This window comes from Nicoliella sp. ESL1113, from assembly GCF_058509245.1.
The window spans coordinates 1,106,680-1,122,855 of record NZ_CP196387.1 but is presented as its reverse complement, the minus strand read 5'-3'; the positions used below and the strand labels follow the sequence as shown (position 1 = coordinate 1,122,855).

The window sequence follows — 16,176 nt, the reverse complement described above, 5'->3', positions numbered from 1 at the left end:
TTTGAAATTGATTAATGGTGTAAACCTAGAAGTAATTTCAAATGATAAGTTTAAGAGTAACAGCATTATGATTGATTTTATCGAACCTCTCGATCATAAAAAATTTGCAGCATTTTCAATTATTTCTGAAATGATGCATAGTGGGAACCAAGAATATCCAGAACAATCCTTACTGGCAAAGCAGCTTTCGAATATGTACGGGGCTAACTTTGAGACGGATGTCCTTAGACGTGGTCATTTGCATGTATTGAGAATCAACATGTCTTTTCCGAACCAAAAATACTTACCAACAGATGAATCAATTTTTGAAATGGCGGTTAGTTTTTTAAATGCCGTCATTTTTAAACCGCTTGCCAAGAATGGGGCGTTTGATTCAGATGCTTTTGAAATTAAAAAGCGAAACATCATTAATTATGTAAAGTCGATTCCAGATAATAAGCAATACTACGCATCCAATCAGTTAATGGATTTGTACTATCAAGATAATCCTGATTATGCTCAATTATTATATGGAACGGTCGATCAGTTAATGGCTACAGATCCGAAAAGAACGTTTGAAATCTACCAATCAGCGCTAGCTAATTCACAGATTCAAATTTATGTACTGGGTAACGTTGAAGAATCAAAGGTCCAACAAGCGTTCACTAAAATGGATTTTACGCCACGAAATGAAGAGCATTTAGACCTAAAGACTTCATACCAGCCTGTTCAAGCGGTTCGTAAAAAGACTGAAGTTCAAAAGATAAATCAAAGTAAATTGGATATTGCGTACTACCTTCCTGTTTTATATGATGACGATTTAAAATACGCCGCGATGTTATTTAACAGTTTGTTCGGTGGAACGCCTAATTCAAAGCTATTCAAGAACGTTCGAGAAAAGAATAGTTTGGCATATTACGCAGATAGTTTATATACTGCTGCTTATGGGATTGTGATCGTTCAATCTGGAATTGACGCTAAGAATTATGATCAGGTCTTAAAAATTATTGCTGAACAACTAACTGCGATGCAGAACGGTGATTTTACCAATGAAGATATCGAAAGTGGCAAGGCGGAGTTGATTAGCAGACGGTTATCTGGTTTAGATAGCCCATTTTACCTAATTGGGAAGGCCAGTTCGGATGCTTTGACCCATCAAAATATTTCTGTTTCGGAATGGTGTAACCATGTGAATAATGTAACCAAGGCGGATATTATTAAAGTGGCCAAACAAGTTGAAATGCAAGCGATTTATTTCTTAGAAGGGCAGGCTGATGATGACGATGAATAAAAAACACTACCCTGTATATGGAGATACCGTTTACTCCAAGCGCTTAGCAAATGGATTATTGGTAATTGTGGTACCAAAGCCTGATTACCATCGGACCTATGCTACGCTTGAGGTTAATTATGGTTCAATTGATAACGAGTTCATTCATCCTGATACAGGCAAACCAGTGAAGCTTCCAGCTGGAATCGCGCACTTCTTGGAACATAAAATGTTCGATAAAGATGGATACGATGCATTCGACCTATTTAATAAATACGGAAGTAATGCCAATGCTTACACTAGTTTTACGGATACGAACTACCTATTTTCAACGACTAATCACGTGAAAGAAAATTTAAAGATCCTATTGGACTATGTTCAAATTCCATACTTTACCCAAACAAAAGTGGAGAAGGAAAAGGGGATTATTGGCCAAGAAATTCAAATGTACAATGATGAACCGAACTCACGCATCTTTTTCCAAACGTTACGGAACCTCTACCCCGATTTTCCATTGAATCAAGACATTGCCGGTTCGGTCGAATCAATTGCTAAAATCACTGCTGAAGATTTAAATTTGGCATATCGGGTCTTTTATCAACCCAGCAATATGACGCTTAAAATCGTTGGTAACGTTGATTTTGCAGAAATTATTCAATTTATTGAAGCTGATCAATCAAAGAAGCAATTTGCAGCCCCCGTCAAGATCGAACGAATCTTTCCAAAACAAGCCCCTTACCAATTTTTAGCTTCACACCATGAACATATTGGAATATCAAGACCCAAAGTCGCACTTGCGATTAAGGGGATTCAGCCACTCGCTAAGGGAGCAAACGAAGCCAAACAAGAAATTGCAATGACCCTACTTTTGAGCGTATTATTCTCCGAAAATTCGCGGTTATATTCTGAACTATACGATGAGGGAATCATTGACGATTCATTTGGTTATGAATTAGATTGTGAACGTGAATTTTACTTTTTATTTTTGTCCGTTAATACTAACCATCCACAAGCATTTATCGATCGCATCTTAGAAGTGCTTAAAAATGTAAATACTCACTTAGATGACTTGAAAGCTGATTTTGAATTGATTAAAAAAGAAAAGCTTGGCCAACGGGTCTTAATGATGAACTCACTAGAAACAATTGCCACAAGATTAGGCAATCAAATGAATGATTTCACGAATCTATATGATGAAATAGAGATTACAAATTCAATTCAAATATCCGATATAAAGGCTGCTGCTGATCATTTATTTGACTTAAAAGCAGTTACAACTAATATTTTTGATTAAGAAATTGTTCAATCTACAAACTAGTGTTATCTAGCAACAATTGTTATGATATACTTAATAATGTGAAAATTTAAAATATATTGAGGTAATTTTGATGAGTGAAGAAGATAAAAAAGGAACAACATCAATTGGTCAAACATTACACGATGCCCGTGTGAAAAAGGGACTTACAATTGATGATCTTCAAAATAATACTAAAATTCAAAAGCGGTACTTAATTGCAATTGATGAAGATAAATTTGATGAACTACCCGGTGATTTTTATGTTCGGGCGTTTGTTAAGCAATATGCTGATGCTGTTGGGTTAGATGGCACCGAATTATTGAAACAATTCGATGAGGCACTTCCTGAAACTCAAAACCCAGAATATGTTGATAAAGTCAGTGAAGATAAAATCGCTAGCAGAACGGCACAACGGAAAGTAGACGATCGTAATATGACGATTAGAAGATACATTCCAGTGACGATCATTTCTGTTGCGGTGGTCCTAGTGATCCTAGTGATTTGGTTTGCTGCTGCCAAGAGTTCTAAGAATTCTCAACAAACTAACATTAATAGTGGTAGTTCGGTTTCAGTTTCTGGATCGTCTAGTTCTAGTAGTGAATCCAGCAGTGCCAAAAAGGTGACTAAAAAGACAACTAAAAAAGCACCTGCATCAAATACTACGATCAAATCTGAAAGTACATCTACTGATGGTGGGACTTATAGTGTTACGACTAAGAAGTCCGCTAGTGAAATCAAGATTGAAACTTCTGCTAAGGCATGGGTAAGTATTAATGCAAATAGTAGTAATGTTTATCAAGCATCACAAGATGCAAACGTTAACCATACCGTTAAGCTACCAAGTAACACGACTTCTGCAACCCTTAACTTAGGGAATGCAACTGCTACTAAGCTTTACATTAACGGAAAAGCTGTTAAATTAACTAGCAATTCACAAGTTCAAAACATTACTTTTAACTTTAGTAAATAATATTGATAAAAAGCGGGGTAGTTTTACCCGGCTTTTTATTTGGAGGTTTTTTAATGAATTTACCAAATAAATTAACGCTGTTAAGAATCTTTTTAATTCCCATTTTTATTTTAGTTTTAGTACTGCCGATTAGTTGGGGGTCAGTTACCATTCTAGGTAGTACGATTGCGATTAATAGCTTGCTTGGGGCAATAATCTTTGCCGTGGCAACAATTACTGACTTCTTAGATGGTCAAATTGCAAGAAGACAGCATCTTGTTACTAATTTTGGCAAATTTGCAGATCCACTAGCTGATAAAATGATCGTGATGAGTGCCTTTATTATTTTAGTTTCATATGGCAAAGTTCCAGCTTGGGTTGCAGCAATTATTGTTTGTCGCGAACTTGCAGTCACGGGGTTAAGATTGATCGTAGTTGAAAACGACGGTGAAGTGATTGCTGCAGCTTGGCCTGGTAAAATTAAGACGGCTTCACAGATGTTTTCGATCATTTTCTTATTTATGAATAACTTTATTTTTAGCTTAATTAAAGTGCCGATTGGTGAAATTTTACTATATATTTGTTTGTTTTTTACCGTTTACTCTGGTGTGGAATACTTTATTAAAAGTGGATCTGTATTTAAAAATTCAATTTAAAATTATTACGTATTTAAATATTGAGGGTGATAAAATGGCAAATCGGTTTCAAACACAGTTAGTTAAAAAGATGATTGCTTCTGGCCTTACAATCACAGCTGCAGAAAGTTTGACTGCTGGCATGTTTCAAAGCACGTTAGGGGATGTCGCTGGCGTATCAGCGATTTTTCCGGGCGGATTTGTTACCTATGCTAATGAAGTGAAACATCAGTTAGTTGGGGTTGATGATGAAACGATCAAGCAATTTGGGGTCGTTTCCGAAGAAACTGCAATTGAGATGGCAAGTGGGGCGAGTCAGATTTTAAATACTAAGGTCGCAGTTTCATTTACGGGAGTCGCTGGGCCAGATTCACTGGAAGGAAATCCTGCGGGAACGGTTTGGATTGGCCTGAGTTTTGTGGGCCATCCAACGATTGCTAGCGTTTATCACTTTCAAGGCAATCGAGACGAAGTTAGAAGATCAGCGGTTGCAAAGGGATTTGAAATGCTTGCTCAACGATTAGAACAATAAAAAACGAACTTTTGTTTGCATTTTTGATAATTGATTAGTATAGTATATAAAGATGATTTTTTGGAAACGATAAGGAGGAAAATGAATGGCTGACGAACGCAAGGCAGCACTTGACGGTGCATTAAAGCGAATTGTGAAGGAGTTCGGTAAGGGTTCCATTATGCGGATGGGAGACCGCGGTGATACGCGGATTTCGACTGTTCCATCAGGTTCATTAGTTTTAGATAATGCACTTGGTGTAGGTGGATATCCACGTGGACGGATTGTTGAAATCTATGGACCTGAAAGTTCTGGTAAAACTACGATTGCTTTGCAAGCCGTAGCAGAAGTTCAAAAGCAAGGTGGGACTGCAGCATACATTGATGCAGAAAACGCCTTAGACCCTGAATATGCAACTAACTTAGGGGTTAATATTGATGACTTATTGCTCTCCCAACCTGATACGGGTGAACAAGGGTTACAAATAGCCGATGCCCTAGTATCTAGTGGAGCGATTGATATCGTGGTAATCGATTCAGTGGCTGCACTAGTTCCAAGAGCTGAAATTGAAGGTGAAATGGGTGACACCCACGTTGGTTTACAAGCGCGTTTGATGTCACAAGCTTTAAGAAAGCTATCTGGGACGATCAATAAGACCAAAACGATTGCATTATTTATTAACCAAATTCGTGAAAAGGTCGGCGTGATGTTCGGGAACCCAGAAACGACCCCTGGTGGACGGGCCCTTAAGTTCTACTCCACGATCCGCCTAGAAATTCGGCGTGGTGAACAAATTAAAGATGGTACTGATATTATCGGAAGTCGCGCTAAGATCAAAGTTGCCAAAAACAAGGTTGCTCCTCCATTTAAGCGTTGTGAAGTGGATATCATGTATGGAAAAGGGGTTTCTCAAGACGGTGAATTAATTGATATGGCTGCTGATAAGGATATCATTAATAAAGCTGGTTCTTGGTACTCGTACGGAGAAGATCGTATTGGTCAAGGGCGTGAAAATGCTAAACAATATTTAGTTGAACATCCTGATGTTAAAGCTGAAATCTACAATAAGGTTCGCGTAGCTTATAATATGGGCGGTGCTGCTGAAAAAGAAGCTGCTGAAGGCACTCCTAAGGATGGTAATGCTAAGTCTGATGCCGATAATCAAAAAGATAAATAAATAATAAGATAGGTAAATTGAGTTAACTTAATTTACCTTTTTATTTTGAAATGGTTATAAGTTAGTTGACACTTTGCTTTCTAAAATTTAAAATGGGTAAGTGTGATAGTAATCAATAACATCTAAAATACTGATTAATTAATCATTGTTTGATGATGCGGAGGTGTTATAGTGCCATTTATTTATTTAATCCTCGTCGCAATCATCGCTATTATCGTTGGTTTTTTTGTTGGAAAAGCAGTGCATCAAAGTGCAACTGAAAAGCGTCTTAACGCTGCCCATCAAAATGTCGATGACATTTTAGCTGAGGCAAAGCGTCAGGCAGAGACTACTAAGAAAGAATCAATTCTTGAAGCACGTGAAGAAAGTAATGACTATCGATCAAAAATTGAAAAAGAATTAAAGGATCGCCGTTCTGAAATTCAAAAGCAAGAAGATCGATTATTACAACGTGAAGATTCCCTCGATCGCAAGGAATCATCATTAGAGAAACGTGACAATTGGTTTACTAAAAAGGAAGCCCGTCTTAACGCAGACGAAAAACAAATTGCCAAGCGACAACAAGAAGCAGAATCACTCGTTGAAAAACGTCAACTTGAAGTCGAAAGGGTTTCATCTCTATCACAAGATGAAGCACGCGACTTGATTATCAAGGAGACCAAGAATCAATTAGCTGACGAGCGAGCCAAGATGATTAAATCCAGTTATGATCAGGCGCATCATGATGCAAATGAAAATGCTAAGGATTTGATCGTTCAGGCAATTCAACAAAGCGCTGCTGATACCGTTTCAGAAACAACGGTGTCTGTGGTTAACTTACCAAGTGATGACATGAAGGGACGGATTATCGGACGCGAAGGTCGGAACATTCGGACTTTTGAAACGTTAACTGGAATTGATTTAGTAATTGATGATACTCCAGAAGCCGTTATCCTAAGTGGTTTTGATCCAATTCGAAGGGAAGTTGCCAAAATTGCCTTGGAAAAATTGATTAAGGATGGCCGAATTCATCCAGCTCGGATCGAAGAGATGGTTGAGAAAAGTCGTCGTGAATTAGATCAACACATTCAAGAAGTTGGCGAAGATGTCATCTTTGACTTAGGAATTCATTCAATGAATCACGAATTGATTAAGTTAGTTGGTAAATTGAAGTATAAAATGTACTTCGGACAAAATGCTTTAAGTCGGTCGATTGAGGTAGCAAAGCTCACTGGAGTATTAGCTGCTGAATTGGGTGAGGATGTTACATTAGCAAAACGCGCAGGATTATTACACGAAATTGGACTGGCTGTGGATCACGAAGCTGATGGATCGCACGTTAAAATCGGTGCTGATTTAGCTAAAAAATACCACGAAAGTCCAGTGATTATCGATTCTATTCAAGCTGATGACAGTACTAATTCGACAAAACCACGTTATGTGATTTCAGAATTAGTTGCCGTTGCTGAAAAGATTTCGATTTCCAGACCAGGAGCAAAGAGTAAGTCATTAGAAAGCTTTGTTCACCGTTTGGATAGTTTAGAAAAAATTAGTAATAGTTTTAAAGAAGTAAAACAAAGCTATGCAATTCAAGCTGGGCGTGAAATTAGGGTCATCGTTAATCCTGAAAAAGTTTCAGATACCCAAGCAGTTGTATTAGCTCGCAATATTAAACGTAAGATCGAGTCTGACATGGAATACCCAGGTCACATTAAGGTTACGATTATTCGTGAAGTTCGATCAGTTGAATATGCTAAGTAGAAAAGACCATGCAGTGGTCTTTTTTATTTACTTTCTTCCGTGTTAAAATTAAATAAAATGCTTTCGAAAAAAGAAACGAGGACCCAGATTAGATGAGATTATTATTTGTTGGTGATACTGTTGGTAATATCGGAGTGTCGATGCTACAAGAATATCTACCAAAGTTAAAGAAGGACTTAAAGCCGCAGCTTACCATTGTTAATGGAGAAAATTCCACTTCAGTGGGTAGGGGAATTAGTCACAAGGGATACAAGCAAATTATGAATGCTGGAGCAGATGTGATCACCTTAGGTAACCATGCCTGGAACAATGCTGAGCTGTTAGACTTTATCGATGATACGCCCAACTTAATTCGTCCAGCTAATTATCCTGGCCCAGATGTCCCCGGAAAGGGTTATACGGTTATTAACGTAAATGGTAAAAAAGTGGCTGTGATTAATTTGCAGGGGTTAGTTTTTATGGATAATCTAAACAATCCATTTGATACGATTGATGGGATTTTAGATGCACTTAAAAATGACATTGATTATTGTTTGATTGACTTTCATGCTGAAACCACTAGCGAAAAGACAGCAATTGCACGCTACTTAGACGGGCGCATTTCGGCATTGATCGGAACGCATACCCATGTGCAAACTAATGACTACCGTATTTTACCTGGTGGAACTGCGTTTATGAGTGATGCTGGGATGACTGGTCCATACGATAGCGTATTAGGGATGCAGACTGATTTAATCTTGAAGCGGTTTATTACTCAGCGTCCAGTGCGATTTGCGGTTGAAGAAAATGGGGCTGGAATCTTATCTGGTTGTGTTATCGATATTAGTGATCGTACTGGGCTTGCTACAAAAATTCGCCCCATCTTAATCAATCCAGATCACCCGTATGATAAATAACAGAATGAAAGGAACTTTATAATGGCAAGTGCAGCGAAACTAACGCCGATGATGCAACAATACCAAGCAGTTAAGGATCAATATCCAGATGCTTTTTTGATGTATCGATTGGGGGATTTTTATGAATTGTTTAATGATGATGCTGTTAAAGGCTCACAAATTTTAGAATTAACCCTTACTAGTCGCAACCGTAATTCTAAAGACCCCATTCCAATGTGTGGGGTGCCACATCGGGCGATTCAAAACTACGTTGATATTTTAGTGGATAAGGGTTATAAGGTCGCGATCTGTGAACAAATGGAAGATCCTAAATCAGCTAAGGGAATGGTCAAGCGTTCAGTAACCCAGTTGATTACACCAGGAACAAGAACTGAATCAGGGGTTGCGAATGCCAAAAATAATAACTACCTTACTTCGTTAGTTTACGATGCTCAGAACAATCAATATGGTTTTGCATATTCTGAGCTTTCAACTGGGGAGCTACGTGCAAGTGCTTTAAATAGTGAAGCCGCCATTATTAATGAGTCCCTTAGCTTACAAACCAAGGAAATTGTTGTTGATGATATGGTTAGCGCTGAATTGATCAAGAAATTCGAAAAGTTAGGAATCTTAGTTTCACACCAAAAGGGTGTCAAAAAAATGGCTGAAACTAGCTATCTAACTCAAAAATTGCCTACCGATGTTCAAAAAAGAAGCGTCGCAATTCTTTTGACATATATTACTGAAACGCAAAAAAGGGATCTAGCCCATCTCCAGCAGGCAATTTCGTATGAACCTTCATATTTTTTAAAAATGGATCATAATTCTCAGTATAATTTGGAACTGTCACAAAATATTCGAACGAAGAAAAGGTCCGGAACTTTATTGTGGTTACTGGATAACACTAAAACAGCAATGGGTGGACGGAAATTAAAGCGGTGGTTAACGCGTCCGCTGATCAAGAAACAGGCGATCGTTGAGCGACAAAATGCAGTTCAGGAACTACTGGACCACTATTTTGAACGGAGTCAACTTCAAGAGGCTTTGATTAAGGTTTATGATTTAGAACGCCTTTCTGGTCGGGTAGCTTTTGGAAATGTTAATGGTCGTGATCTAATTCAATTAAAAACTTCTCTGAATCAAATTCCACAAATTAAGTATTGCTTAGAACAGCTCAATCCCAAAGTATTAGGAGGGATTTACCGAAATATCGAACCTGTTGACGATGTTGCGAACTTGATTGATGCTGCAATCGTTGAACAACCACCGATCTCAGTTACCGAGGGTGGGGTGATTCAAGATGGCTACAGTCGTCAATTGGACCAGTATCGAGATGCAATGAAAAACGGTAAGCAATGGTTAGCTGATTTAGAGGCGCGTGAACGAAAGGCAACTGGTATTAATAACTTAAAGATTGGCTATAACCATGTTTTTGGTTATTATATTGAAGTGACTAAGGTGAACTTGAATAAGTTACCACGCGACCGCTATGAACGAAAACAGACCTTAACCAATGCAGAACGCTTTTCTACACCAGAATTGAAGGAGAAGGAATCGTTAATCTTAGAAGCTCAGGAAAAATCAAAGAGTTTAGAGTACGATTTATTCTCTGAAATTAGGGAACAGGTCAAAAAATCGATTCAACGGCTTCAAAAATTAGCGGATGCAATTTCTACGTTAGACGTACTCCAAAGCTTTGCTAGCATTAGTGAAGAATACCGCTGGGTCCGCCCCACATTAGATGATAATCATGACTTAGAAATTATTGATGGACGCCATCCGGTAGTTGAAAAGGTAATGGGGCGGCAAGTTTATGTTCCTAATAACATTGAGATGGATCATGATACAAATGTGTTATTGATTACAGGGCCTAATATGTCTGGGAAAAGCACTTATATGCGTCAATTAGCATTAACGGTTATAATGGCTCAGATGGGGTGCTTTGTCCCCGCCAAATCAGCACAAATGCCAATTTTTGATCAAATATTTACTAGGATTGGTGCAGCTGATGATTTAATTAGTGGCGAAAGTACCTTTATGGTCGAAATGAAGGAATCTAATCAAGCTTTGCAACAGGCAACGCCCAATAGCTTAATCCTATTTGATGAACTAGGACGGGGGACTGCGACCTACGACGGGATGGCTTTAGCACAGGCGATTATCGAATACGTTCATGATCAAATTCATGCGAAGACCCTGTTTTCCACTCATTACCATGAATTAACAGCCTTGAACCAGGAGCTTCCACATCTGAAAAATGTGCATGTGGGGGCTAGTGAAAAAAATGGTGAACTAGTGTTTTTACACAAGGTAAAACCAGGAGCAGCTGATAAGTCATACGGAATTCATGTTGCTAAAATTGCTGGACTACCAAGCCCGCTTTTAAAACGCGCAGACGTGATTTTAAAGGACTTAGAGGCACACTCTAATCATGAAGAAATAAATTCTCCTGCCTTGGATGCACAACCACAGCCGCAACCAGATGAGTTAGCACAACAAGATCAGCAACTGGCGTTATTTTCAGAACCACTAGCTGATGATAAATTAGTTAAGCATAGCAAAATTGAAAAGCAAGTTTTGGTCGATTTAGCTAAAACTGATTTAATGGGAATGACACCAATGGATATTATGAATAAGGTTTACCAATGGAAAAAACGGTTGAATGATTAATTAAGAAGGGGGCAGTTCGATGGGAGCGATTCATAAATTATCACCAATTTTATCGAACCAAATTGCAGCTGGGGAAGTAGTTGAAAGACCAGCTTCTGTAGTTAAGGAACTAGTCGAAAATGCAATCGATGCGGATAGTACCCAAATTGATATCAACGTTACTGATTCTGGATTTAATAGCATCCAAGTGATTGATGATGGTAAGGGAATGGATCCAGATGATCTGCCCTTAGCTTTTACTCGTCATGCAACTAGTAAAATTAGCGATCGCCGTGATTTATTTAACGTGCATTCGCTCGGGTTTCGAGGTGAAGCCCTACCAAGTATTGCCTCCGTTTCTGATGTAATCGTAAAGACTTCTAACGGGACCCAGGGAGTCGAATATCATGTTCGCGGCGGCAAAGAAATTGATAATAAGCCAGCCGAATTACGGCGCGGGACTACCCTAATAGTGCAAAACCTATTTTTTAATACGCCCGCACGGCTGAAGTATATGAAGACGCCTTCTACGGAATTATCAAAAATTACCGATGTTTTAAATCAAATTGCACTGGGGCATCCAGAAATTTCATTTTCCTTGGTGCACAACGGTCGAGAGCTGCTCAGAACCTCTGGACGGGGAGATCAGCTCCAAGTCTTAGGCGGCATTTATGGTGCTAAAAAAGCACAAAAAATGCTTGCCTTTGAGGGCCATGATTTAGATTTTAAAATTAGTGGCTATTTTAGCCTGCCCGAATTGACGCGGGCAAATCGGAATTACGTAGTGGTGATTTTGAACGGGCGCTTCATTAAAAATTATCAAATCGTCAGAGCCATTGTTGCCGGATATGGCTCTAAATTAATGGTGGGTCGCTACCCGATCGCAGTAATTAACATTCAAGTTGACCCCACCCTAGTGGATGTGAATGTTCATCCAACGAAGCAAACTGTCCGCGTCAGTAAGGAAGATGCACTTTGTAATCTAATTACAAATACGATTGCGAAACGGTTCTTAAATCAAAATTTAATTCCAGATGTAATGAACCGTGAGCGTTCGGTAAAGCCACGCTACCATAATGATCAAACAGCATTTGATCTTAATCGTCAGCCTAAACATTATCATGTTGATACAGACCATGATTCTAAAACGGTAGCCAAGACAGAGAATATAAATCCTACGGTTATTGAACCAGACCAGCAAACAACGCCTCCCAAGCTGATAAAAATCAACACAAGAAAAGATTTATTTGGCACCGCCGTTGATAACTTTGTTGAACATTATCGGAATGAACCATTGGCAATGACTAGGCCGTTTGCTGAAATGCAGTCAAACCCCAACCAAACGTCAAGTGAGGTTCATAATGTCGATTCATCAACTAAGTTTCCGAATTTGATTTACATTGGACAAATGCATGGAACATATTTATTGGCAGAATCTGATGATGGGCTGTATATTGTTGACCAGCATGCTGCTCAAGAGCGAATTAACTATGAACGGTTTCGTAAATCGATAGGGAATGTTGCCAATGATCAACAGGATTTATTAGTGCCGATTGTGTTGGAGTATTCCACAACTGAAGCAATTAAATTGTCTGAACGTTTAGATTTACTTCAAGGAATTGGGATCTTTTTGGAACCTTTCGGTAAGAATAGCTTTATTATTCGTCATCACCCGACTTGGTTCGTTGCTGGGCAAGAAGAGGCAACGATTCGCAACATGGTGGATAGCGTTTTGAATAATGGTAAAATCACGGTTGCTCAATTTAGGGCTCAAACTGCAATTATGATGAGTTGTAAACAGGCAATTAAGGCTAACCATCATTTGGATCGTAAACAAGCAGTATCACTACTTGCACAACTGGAGAAAGCCGAAGATCCATTCAATTGTCCCCATGGTCGTCCGGTGTTGGTTCATTTTACGAATTACGATATGGAAAAAATGTTCAAACGGATTCAAGACCCACATCAAAGCCAGAATAAACGGGATTAAGGAAGGTAAAATTAAATGTATGAATATTTGAACGGCTACGTGACAGTCGTTACCCCCAGCTACATTGTATTGGACGTAAATGACGTTGGTTATTTATTGTTCACTGCTGATCCATACCGCTATCAAGTTGATACCCAAACGAAGGTCCGAATTTACATTCATCAAGTTGTGACGGATTCATTTCAATCGCTATACGCTTTTCAAAGCCGCGATGATAAAGCATTGTTCGAAAAGTTAATTAACGTTTCTGGAATCGGCCCCAAAAGTGCGAATGCAATTATGGCGGGCAATCAAAACCAGGGCCTTTTGCGGGCAATTAACGAAGAAAATATTACCTTTTTGACGAAGTTTCCAGGAGTTGGTAAAAAAACTGCAAAGCAAATCGTTTTAGACTTAAAGGGTAAAATTGATGATTTGTTTCAGGCGGTGGAATCAACGCCTGCGGATTCTGCAGATGATTCGTTAGCTAATAATGATACTAAGGAATTAAAGGACGCCTTAGGTGCATTAAGTGCGCTAGGGTATTCTGCTAGGGATATAAAAAGGGTTGAAAAGCAACTATTGGCATTTAATGAACCCATGGATACCAATCAGTATTTAAGTGAAGGATTGAAACTGTTAACTCAATATTAGAAGGGGGGATTTATGATGGCAGATGATAATCGAATCGTATCTGGTAGTTCTCAAGGAAATGATGAATCTGCAGTGGAAAAGTCGTTGCGCCCACAAACGTTAAGCCAATATATTGGTCAAGAACAATTGAAGCATGAACTATCAATTTATATTCAAGCGGCTAAGCAACGAGAGGAGTCATTAGATCATGTATTGTTGTACGGACCACCTGGACTGGGGAAAACGACCTTAGCAATGATCATCGCACGTGAAATGGGGGTTAATATTAAAACCACCAGTGGGCCTGCGATTGAAAAACCTGGCGATTTAGTGGCACTATTAAATGAGTTGCGGCCTGGGGATGTTTTGTTTATTGATGAAATTCATCGGTTACCTAAGGTAGTGGAAGAGATGTTGTACTCGGCAATGGAGGACTTTTATATCGATATCGTTGTTGGCCAAGGGCCAACCGCCCATCCAGTTCACTTTCCACTGCCACCGTTCACGTTAGTAGGAGCTACGACCCGTGCTGGAATTTTAGCAGCCCCGTTGCGGGATCGATTTGGGATCATAGAACATATGAATTATTATGAAGTTGCTGATTTACAGGAAATTGTTAAGCGAACTGCTGATATTTTTCATACAAAGATTAAAGAGCAGGCTGCCCATGAAATCGCTAGAAGATCACGTGGAACACCACGGATAGCGAATCGCTTATTAAAACGGGTTCGTGATTTTACACAGGTTTCTGGTCAATCAAGTATTGAATTACCAGTTGTAGCGCGTGCATTAGAGTTATTAAAAGTTGATGAAATGGGCCTTGATGCAACCGATAAAAAACTGTTGACTACGATGATCAAGATTTATAATGGTGGTCCGGTCGGGTTGAATACGATTGCTGCTAATATTGGTGAAGAATCCGATACGATCGAATCAATGTATGAGCCATACCTGTTGCAGATTGGATTTTTAAAACGGACTGCTCGCGGTCGAATGGTTACTAATGAGGCCTATGAGCATTTTCACTTAAAACCAGTAGACTAATTGGCTGATTTTTGTTAAAGTAGTATATAAATAAGGAGTGTAATTAATTATGCAATATTCAAGTTTTATTTTTATCGCGCTAATCATTGTTGTGATGTACTTCACCATGATTCGGCCACAAAAGAAGCGGCAACAAGAACACCAACAAACTATTAATAACATTAAGCAAGGCGACAAGGTTGTAACCATTGGTCGTCTTCACGGTGTCGTTGATTCTATCGATCGAGAGAATAAGACCGTAACATTGGATTGTGACGGCATCTTTCTTGAATTCGATCTAAACGCAATTGCTAGTGTTACTGCTGCTCCAGTAGCTGCTAGTCAAGATGATTCAAAATCAGAATCAAATGATACTGATTCAGCTGCTGATGATAGTGCTGCTAAGTCAGATGAATCAGCAAAATAATTTTAATTGACCTTTGGAAAGCCTGAAGTTACTCAGGCTTTTTTTAATGTTATAATTCAGTTAACAAATAAAAAAGGATGGCATTATGAATACTCAAGAAAAAATCGTTAATGCAATTAAACAATTCGATACAATTATTATCCATCGACACCAACATCCAGACCCAGATGCGATCGGCTCACAGATGGGACTAGCCAATATTATTAAGGAGTCATTTCCAAATAAGCATGTTTACTGTGTTGGAAAACAGTACACAGGTTTTAATTGGTTAGGGACTGTTGATGAGATTGATGATGATGTTTATAAAGATGCTTTGGTAATGGTATTAGATACTGCTAATCAACCTCGTGTTGACGACGATCGTTACACTAAGGGGAAAATGTTGATTAAGATCGACCACCACCCCAATGATGACCAATTTGGTGATTTAATGTGGGTCCAACCAGAAGCCTCCAGTACTAGTGAGCTTGTTTATGATCTTTACAGCGCAAGTGCTGATTTAAAGATCAATGCTGAAGCTGGACGGTTATTGTATGCCGGAATCGTTGGCGATACCGGTCGTTTTAAGTATCCTTCTACTTCTGCCCATACGTTCGCCGTGGCCGCTGGACTTGCTCAATTAGACTTTTCAACTAGTGATGTCAATCAAATTGAAGATGAAATCGATCTACCATTAGCGCGCCTATCTGCATATGTTTACCAAAACCTTCAAATCTTGGATAGTGGTGCGGGTTATATTATCTTGACCAACCAAATTTTAAAGGATTTAGAGTTAGGTGACGAAAGTACATCTGCAGTAGTTCCCCTCCCTGGTAAGCTTAAGGAAGTGAAGAACTGGGCCATTTTCGTTCAACAAAAAGATGAAACCTATCGGGTGCGGTTGCGTTCTAAGGGTCCCGTGATCAATGAAATTGCGAAACATTTCGGTGGGGGTGGCCATCCATTAGCGAGTGGTGCGGTTGCTAAAGATGATGCAGAAATTAAGCAGGTAATTGCAGCAATCAGTGATGCTGCACAGAATTATAAAGGAGTAATTGCCTAA

General features: G+C 39.0%; 14 protein-coding genes. All 14 read left to right on the top strand.

What is annotated here, in order from left to right:
- Position 1 precedes the first annotated feature (1 nt).
- Positions 2 to 1,270 (top strand): EF-P 5-aminopentanol modification-associated protein YfmF, encoded by a 1,269-nt coding sequence (gene yfmF / locus ACSYTJ_RS04840; RefSeq protein ID WP_491719624.1) that lies wholly within the window; start codon positions 2 to 4, stop codon positions 1,268 to 1,270.
- On the top strand, positions 1,254 to 2,543 hold the full coding sequence (gene yfmH / locus ACSYTJ_RS04835; RefSeq protein ID WP_491719623.1) for an EF-P 5-aminopentanol modification-associated protein YfmH: 1,290 nt from the start codon (positions 1,254 to 1,256) through the stop codon (positions 2,541 to 2,543). Before yfmF ends, yfmH begins: the two co-directional genes overlap by 17 nt.
- Before the next feature lie 94 nt (positions 2,544 to 2,637).
- Positions 2,638 to 3,516, top strand: coding sequence for a helix-turn-helix domain-containing protein (locus ACSYTJ_RS04830; protein ID WP_491716474.1), 879 nt, complete (start codon positions 2,638 to 2,640; stop codon positions 3,514 to 3,516).
- Positions 3,517 to 3,569: 53 nt separating this feature from the next.
- Positions 3,570 to 4,151 (top strand): CDP-diacylglycerol--glycerol-3-phosphate 3-phosphatidyltransferase, encoded by a 582-nt coding sequence (gene pgsA, locus ACSYTJ_RS04825; RefSeq protein ID WP_491716473.1) that lies wholly within the window; start codon positions 3,570 to 3,572, stop codon positions 4,149 to 4,151.
- 34 nt (positions 4,152 to 4,185) lie between these two features.
- Positions 4,186 to 4,662 carry a nicotinamide-nucleotide amidohydrolase family protein gene (locus ACSYTJ_RS04820; protein WP_491716472.1) on the top strand — a complete coding sequence of 159 codons (477 nt, stop codon included), beginning with the start codon at positions 4,186 to 4,188 and terminating at the stop codon, positions 4,660 to 4,662.
- Between the two features lie 85 nt (positions 4,663 to 4,747).
- Positions 4,748 to 5,818 (top strand): recombinase RecA, encoded by a 1,071-nt coding sequence (gene recA / locus ACSYTJ_RS04815; protein WP_491716471.1) that lies wholly within the window; start codon positions 4,748 to 4,750, stop codon positions 5,816 to 5,818.
- 180 nt (positions 5,819 to 5,998) lie between these two features.
- The gene (rny, locus tag ACSYTJ_RS04810) at positions 5,999 to 7,558 is read left to right on the top strand and encodes a ribonuclease Y (RefSeq protein WP_491717304.1); all 1,560 of its coding nucleotides are present in this window, start codon (positions 5,999 to 6,001) and stop codon (positions 7,556 to 7,558) included.
- Positions 7,559 to 7,650: 92 nt separating this feature from the next.
- Positions 7,651 to 8,454, top strand: coding sequence for a TIGR00282 family metallophosphoesterase (locus ACSYTJ_RS04805; protein ID WP_491719622.1), 804 nt, complete (start codon positions 7,651 to 7,653; stop codon positions 8,452 to 8,454).
- A gap of 21 nt (positions 8,455 to 8,475) precedes the next feature.
- Positions 8,476 to 11,103, top strand: a complete 2,628-nt coding sequence (gene mutS, locus ACSYTJ_RS04800) for a DNA mismatch repair protein MutS (protein ID WP_491719621.1) — start codon at positions 8,476 to 8,478, stop codon at positions 11,101 to 11,103.
- Between the two features lie 19 nt (positions 11,104 to 11,122).
- Positions 11,123 to 13,072, top strand: a complete 1,950-nt coding sequence (mutL, locus tag ACSYTJ_RS04795) for a DNA mismatch repair endonuclease MutL (RefSeq protein ID WP_491719620.1) — start codon at positions 11,123 to 11,125, stop codon at positions 13,070 to 13,072.
- 15 nt (positions 13,073 to 13,087) lie between these two features.
- Positions 13,088 to 13,705 (top strand): Holliday junction branch migration protein RuvA, encoded by a 618-nt coding sequence (gene ruvA / locus ACSYTJ_RS04790; RefSeq protein ID WP_491716467.1) that lies wholly within the window; start codon positions 13,088 to 13,090, stop codon positions 13,703 to 13,705.
- A gap of 15 nt (positions 13,706 to 13,720) precedes the next feature.
- Positions 13,721 to 14,728 carry a Holliday junction branch migration DNA helicase RuvB gene (gene ruvB, locus ACSYTJ_RS04785; protein ID WP_491716466.1) on the top strand — a complete coding sequence of 336 codons (1,008 nt, stop codon included), beginning with the start codon at positions 13,721 to 13,723 and terminating at the stop codon, positions 14,726 to 14,728.
- 49 nt (positions 14,729 to 14,777) lie between these two features.
- The gene (yajC, locus tag ACSYTJ_RS04780) at positions 14,778 to 15,134 is read left to right on the top strand and encodes a preprotein translocase subunit YajC (protein WP_491716465.1); all 357 of its coding nucleotides are present in this window, start codon (positions 14,778 to 14,780) and stop codon (positions 15,132 to 15,134) included.
- 85 nt (positions 15,135 to 15,219) lie between these two features.
- On the top strand, positions 15,220 to 16,176 hold the full coding sequence (locus ACSYTJ_RS04775; RefSeq protein WP_491716464.1) for a DHH family phosphoesterase: 957 nt from the start codon (positions 15,220 to 15,222) through the stop codon (positions 16,174 to 16,176).